This is a genomic window from bacterium (assembly GCA_040755795.1).
Taxonomy (GTDB): domain Bacteria; phylum UBA9089; class CG2-30-40-21; order CG2-30-40-21; family SBAY01; genus JBFLXS01.
Window position 1 is genome coordinate 1 of record JBFLXS010000231.1, and the last position, 6,318, is coordinate 6,318.

A 6,318-nucleotide genomic window follows, 5' to 3' on the forward strand; every position below is an offset into this window, starting at 1 on the left:
TCCACACCCTGTAAAGACTCCACCAAAAGCACCACAAACTGATTATTCGGAAGACATAATTAGAATAAGTAGTGAATTCTATATCCCAAATGGGGGAACAATTACGGGTAGCCTTATCTATGAATTAAGCGAAGGTGATTATTCCTTAAGTTATGAGTATTTTATGGGGACAGGAAGCGGTGGATTTAAGGTAGCAAGTGAGAATGTGGCAAAAATTTCAGCTTTGGAATTTGGGGGCTCGGATGGTAATTTTAATATTGGGATAAAAAATTATGGCTCGAATAAATTTAATGGGCAATTGAATTTTGAAACACCGTTTTATCAGACAAGGACTGCTTTAAGTTTAGAAGTAAGCGAAAATGGAACTTATACATTTATTTTGGGCACACAATCTTTACTAACAGAAACTTATACCGCTAAAGCAGTGATTTTGTATGATGGGAATATGATCGATAAAAAGGAGATAGTCTTTAGTTTAGAACCAGAATTTGAGATACAAAGGACAGAAGTCAGTGGACAGATAAGTGCCGGGAGTGAAGGGACAGTTACTGTGGCTATCTGTAATGTTGGTAATGCAGTTGGTGAGGCAAAGGTGAAGGTAAAATTGTTGGATATAGTGGATGAAGAGAGGGTGCTCTGGTTAGCGCCTGAAGAGATAGGAATAATGACTTTCAGATTGCAAGTTCCAACAGATTTTGAAAATGGCACTTATACTGGAGTAGCCAGTAGTCAGTGGTCAGTAGTTAGTGAAGAGAGGGAAGTGGCGGAAGAATTTTTAGTGCGGATAGTGGGAATAAGGTTGAATGTAGAAACAAGTATGGATAAAGGGTATTATGAAGAAGATGAGATGGCTACACTGACGATAGGAGTAACAAATTTAAGTGATGTCGCAATAGGGACACTAAATCTATCAGCAAAGGTAAGATTCAATAGTTACGAGGCAACACAAACCTTTAGCCTTGAGCCTTCAACCTCAACACAACTTATATTTCAGATTCCCATCCATCATAATGGGCAAAAACTTAACTTTGGTATTTATTCTGAAAATGAGCGAGCAATTTGGCTGGATGCAATTTATGTGAGAGAAAAAGGCTCTATGACGATAATCTCCGATAAGCAAGTGTATAATCAAGGAGAAACGGTTACATTAACGATTATCTCACAAGAGCAAGGAACTGTGAGTTTAAGTACTCCAGGCGAACCTGCTACCTGGACGATTGAATTTAACCAGCCTGGCAGTCAAACATTTACCTTTAAACTGCCATCACCTATGCTTACCGGAACTTATTATCTGTATTATTACTCTCTACTCTCTACTTTCTACTCTCTACTTCCTCTTGATGTTCGCGGGATAAGTGGGGTAATAAAAGAGGTAAGATTTGATAAAGAGGGATATTCATTTAACGAAGGATTTAAAGTGAAAGTAGGTGTAGAGATTACTGAAGGGTTTGAAGGGATGATAAAAGCATGGGTACTTGAAGAAAAAAATAATTTGACAAAGATATGTGAAAAAGATATAATATTTGGTAAAGGGAGAGATACCTATGAGATAACAGGGACAACCACTACATCGAATAAACAAACACTTGTATATGGGATATACATTGGAACACAAACATTAGTTGCCTCTGGCAGGAAGGAAATAGGCATATACAATATTTTTAAAGGGATACCTAATGTAATAGCAAAGGAAGGTTTAAGAGTAGAAATTACAGCCGAGACATTAAATAATCAAAATGCCTTGTTTGATTTTTATAGAGTAACCCAATATCCATCACCTCCAGCAGGGATAGAACCAGTAAAGGTGTGGGAGTTTGTCATTTACACACCAGGGATAGAGATAAATAAGCTGATGAAGGTAAGTTATGCTTATGAATTAGAGCAGTTACATAAGGATATAATTGAAGGGAGCCTGAAGGCATATTATGTTGAGGATGGTGAGTGGAAGGAAATAGAGAATCAGAAATTAGATATGGTAAATAAGGAATTAGTATTTTATGTGCCACATCTGTCGTTAGTCGGGATAGGGGGAGAGGTAGTTAAGCCGTTAGGAGAAGTAATAGTTTATCCTAACCCGGCAAGGGAGCAAGTAACTTTTGGTGATAATCTACCGGGTCAAATAAAGGTGCGGATATTTAATATAGTTGGTGAAGAGGTATATGAATATGAGGGAGTAAGTAGTAGTGGCAAATGGCTCTGGAAGCTCCAGAATAAAGATAATGAGAAAGTAGCCGGTGGGATTTATATTTATGTGATTAGTAGTTCTGAAGGAGATAAGAAGGTAGGTAAGATAGGGGTGGTGAGGTAAGAGAGTTGGAAAGAGAGTGGTGGTTAGGGTTTTAATGCAAAGAGCAAGATGGTTGATAGTTTATAGTTTATAGTAGATAGTTGATAGTTGAAGGACTATAAACCATAAACTATAAACGAGTTTTGCCTTTTGCTCTTTGGAGGAAATTGATAAAAATAGAGGTTTTAAATACCCGCTTAAAAACTACAGTTTCCTATTTTTGCAGAACTCTACAACCTTAACAATAATGGAGGTGATGACCAATGCTATGTGATGTCTGTCAAAAAGAAGAAGCAACGATATTTTATAAAGAAATGGTTAATAATAAATATTCAGAAATGCACCTGTGTGAAAAATGTGCCTATGAACAAGGGGTAAAAAAATTCCAACTCCCTTCGGCAATTACTAATCTCCTTTCGGCTCTAACTGAATTAAGTCCAGAGGCATTACCCAGGCAAATGGTAGAGAAAAAATGCCCGGGGTGTAATTCTACTTATTCAGATTTTCGCGAACGAGGAAAGTTAGGTTGTAGTCAGTGTTATCAAGCATTTAATGAACCATTAGCAGATATCTTACGAAAGATTCATGGCAATATTCAACATATTGGTAAATCACCACTTAAAGTCGCGGTAACACAAACACAAGATATGACTAAAATAAAAGAGATTGAGGCACTTCGTAAGGCGTTAGATGAGGCGGTTAAAAGAGAAGAATATGAAGAGGCGGCTAATTTACGAGATAAAATTAGAGATTTAGAAAAAGAAATAAAGGCTGAAGGAGAAAGGTAGTGGCAAACAAACATTGTTGAGGGTTATAATTGTAAAAGTAAGCAGGTAGGATGTAAGGAGATAGCGTGAGGAGTAATGTTTTCTTTACTTTCTACTTTCTACTCTCTACTTTCTACTTCCTTATTTTCAGGAGAGAGACTAATGGATTTAAAAAAATTTATTGATACCCCGGCACAATGGTTAAATAGTAGTGGAAATCATTCTAATATTGTTATCAGTACCAGGGTAAGATTAGCCCGAAATATTGAGGGTATCCCATTTGCCCATTGTGCGAAAGAATCTGACCTTGATAAGGTTATATTCCAGATAAAAGAGGCAATTAAAAATAATTCCTATCTGACAAATGTAACAATGGTTGAATTAAACAAGGTGAATGACCTCGTTAAACAACTATTAATGGAGCGGCATTTAATTAGCCGCGAACTGGCAGAGAGTAAAAAAGGCGTCGTCTTTATTGGCGACAAAGAGATAATGAACATTATGGTTAATGAAGAAGACCATCTGCGAATACAAACCTTTGCCTCCGGGTTAGACTCAAGGACTACCTGGGAGATGATTAATAAAATAGATGATGAATTGTCTAAGTACCTGAACTACGCTTATTCATCGAATTGGGGCTATTTAACTGCCTGTCCGACTAATGTTGGCACAGGGATGCGAACATCGGTGATGATACATTTGCCGGCACTGAATATTACGAATCAGATACGAAAAATTCTTCATGCCATCTCACAGGTAGGATTGGCTATTCGAGGACTTTATGGAGAGGGCACAGAGGCTCTGGGTAATTTTTTCCAGATATCCAATCAGGTAACACTTGGCAGAAATGAGCAGGAAATTACAGATAATACTGAAAAAATTACCAATCAAATCATAGGACATGAGGAAAAGGCACGGGAGATATTAATGAAAAATAACCGTATTCAATTAGAAGACCAGATTATGCGTGCTTATGCGACCTTAACTCATGCCCGGGTTATAGGCTCAAAAGAGGCATTAGAACTATTATCATTAGTTAGATTAGGCGTGGGAATTGGATTGATAAAAGATATTTCGTTGAAGATTATCAATGAACTTCTGGTTATTTCTCAACCAGCACATGTTCAATTATTCTCAGGTGAAATTTTGAGTTCGCCAGCTCGAGATGTTAAGCGGGCACTCATAATCCAAAAAAATTTAACAAGAGGTGAAGAAAGAAATGTTTGAACGATTTACAGAAAGAGCAAGAATGGTCTTGCAATTGGCACAGGAAGAGTCGAAACGACTTGGGCATGATTACCTTGGCACAGAACATATTCTGTTAGCCTTAATTCGTGAAGGAGGAGGTGTGGCGGCAGAGGTTTTAAAAAGCCTTGGTGTTAATCTTGAATCGCTACGAATAGAGATAGAAAAGCAGGTTCCCTCAGGTGCAGATATGCTGACGATAGGCGATGTTCCTTTTACCCCTCATTCCAAAAAGGTGTTAGAATTAGCGGTAGATGAGGCACGGGTGCTACACCATAATTATATTGGAACTGAGCATCTATTGTTAGGCTTAATTCGAGAAGGAGAAAGTGTTGGAGCAAAGGTATTGATGGCTATGGGTATAAATTTGGAGCAGGTGCGTGACGGCGTAATTAAATTATTAGGTGGAGAAATGCCATCAGCCATTGCTGGTGCACCAGGACAAAAGAAAACAACAACACCGGTCTTAGATGCCTTCTCCCGAGATTTAACCACATTAGCCAGAGATGATAAATTAGACCCGGTCGTTGGCCGCAAAGATGAAATAGAACGAGTAACTCAAATATTATCTCGAAGAACTAAGAATAATCCAGTATTGATTGGTGACCCGGGTGTAGGCAAAACAGCCATTGTCGAAGGATTGGCACAAATGATAATTAGCGGCAGAGTTCCTGAAGTATTGGCTAATAAACGAGTATTATGTTTAGATTTAGCCGCAGTAGTTGCCGGAACTAAATATCGTGGTGAATTTGAAGAAAGACTTAAAAGAATAATGAATGAAATCAAGCAAAGTCCAGATGTCATTCTGTTTATAGATGAAATTCATACCTTAGTTGGTGCTGGTGGTGCCGAAGGAGCAATAGATGCCTCCGCGATTTTAAAACCAGCCTTAGCCCGCGGGGAATTACAATGTATCGGAGCCACAACCTTAGATGAATACCGTAAATATGTGGAGCGAGATGCCGCCTTAGAGCGTCGATTCCAGACAGTTATGGTTGATGAACCTTCAGTTCAAGAAACTTTTGAGATTTTAAAAGGATTGAGAGATAAATATGAGGCACATCATCGCGTCAAATTTAGTGATGCGTCATTAGATGCCGCGGCTAAACTTGCACATCGATATATCGCCGATAGATTCCTTCCGGATAAGGCTATTGATTTAATGGATGAAGCCGGGGCAAAGGCACGACTACGCATTATGACTAAACCACCTGACCTTAAAGATATGGAAAAGGAATTAGAGCAAATAATTAAAGAAAAAAATGCCACTATCACTTCACAAGAATATGAGAAAGCCGCAACCTTGCGTGATAAAGAAAAAGAAATTAGAAAAAAAATTGAGGAGACAAAGAAAAAATGGGAAAGTGAACATCAGGAAGAGGCTACAAATGTTATCATCGAGGAAGATATTGCGGATATTGTCTCCAAATGGACGGGTGTTCCTGTCTTCAAACTGGTCGAAAAGGAATCTGAGAAATTATTACGGATGGAGGAAGAAATTCATAAACGGATTATTGGCCAGGATGAGGCTATTTCCACCCTGTCAAGAGCAATGCGCCGCGCCAGAACCGGCTTGAAAGACCCAAAAAGACCAATGGGCTCATTTATCTTTTTGGGACCTACTGGTGTTGGCAAAACAGAACTCGCCAGGGCATTAGCCGAATTCTTATTCGATGACGAGGAGGCTTTGATACAAATTGATATGTCAGAATTTATGGAAAAATTCGCCGTCTCCAGATTAGTCGGTGCTCCCCCAGGATATGTTGGCTATGAAGAAGGTGGAGAATTAACTGAAAAGGTAAGAAGAAAACCTTATTCAGTTATTCTCTTAGATGAAATTGAAAAGGCTCATCCAGATGTATTTAATATTCTACTCCAGATATTTGAAGAAGGACATCTCACCGATAACCTTGGACATACAGTTGACTTTAGAAATGCGGTGCTTATTATGACCTCTAATGCCGGAGCAAGAGATATATTTGAAGCCAAAGATATTGGATTTAGAAAGGCTACGGCTGA

At 38.5% G+C, this 6,318-nt stretch carries 4 protein-coding genes; all 4 read left to right on the forward strand.

Annotation, left to right across the window (positions count from 1 at the left end; genetic code table 11):
- Positions 1-2,308, forward strand: a 2,308-nt coding sequence (locus AB1414_13490; protein MEW6608435.1) for a T9SS type A sorting domain-containing protein, incomplete at its 5' end; no start/stop codon positions are given.
- A gap of 242 nt (positions 2,309-2,550) precedes the next feature.
- Positions 2,551-3,075 carry a UvrB/UvrC motif-containing protein gene (locus tag AB1414_13495; GenBank protein ID MEW6608436.1) on the forward strand — a complete coding sequence of 175 codons (525 nt, stop codon included), beginning with the start codon at positions 2,551-2,553 and terminating at the stop codon, positions 3,073-3,075.
- Between the two features lie 141 nt (positions 3,076-3,216).
- Positions 3,217-4,281, forward strand: a complete 1,065-nt coding sequence (locus tag AB1414_13500; GenBank protein ID MEW6608437.1) for a protein arginine kinase — start codon at positions 3,217-3,219, stop codon at positions 4,279-4,281.
- On the forward strand, positions 4,274-6,318 hold a 2,045-nt coding region (locus AB1414_13505; protein ID MEW6608438.1), incomplete at its 3' end, for an ATP-dependent Clp protease ATP-binding subunit. The genes AB1414_13500 and AB1414_13505, both read left to right, overlap by 8 nt.

Coding starts and splice junctions, on each gene's coding strand:
- AB1414_13495 (MEW6608436.1), top strand. CDS start 2,551: ATGCTATGTGATGTCTGTCAAAAAGAAGAAGCAACGATATTTTATAAA.
- AB1414_13500 (MEW6608437.1), top strand. CDS start 3,217: ATGGATTTAAAAAAATTTATTGATACCCCGGCACAATGGTTAAATAGT.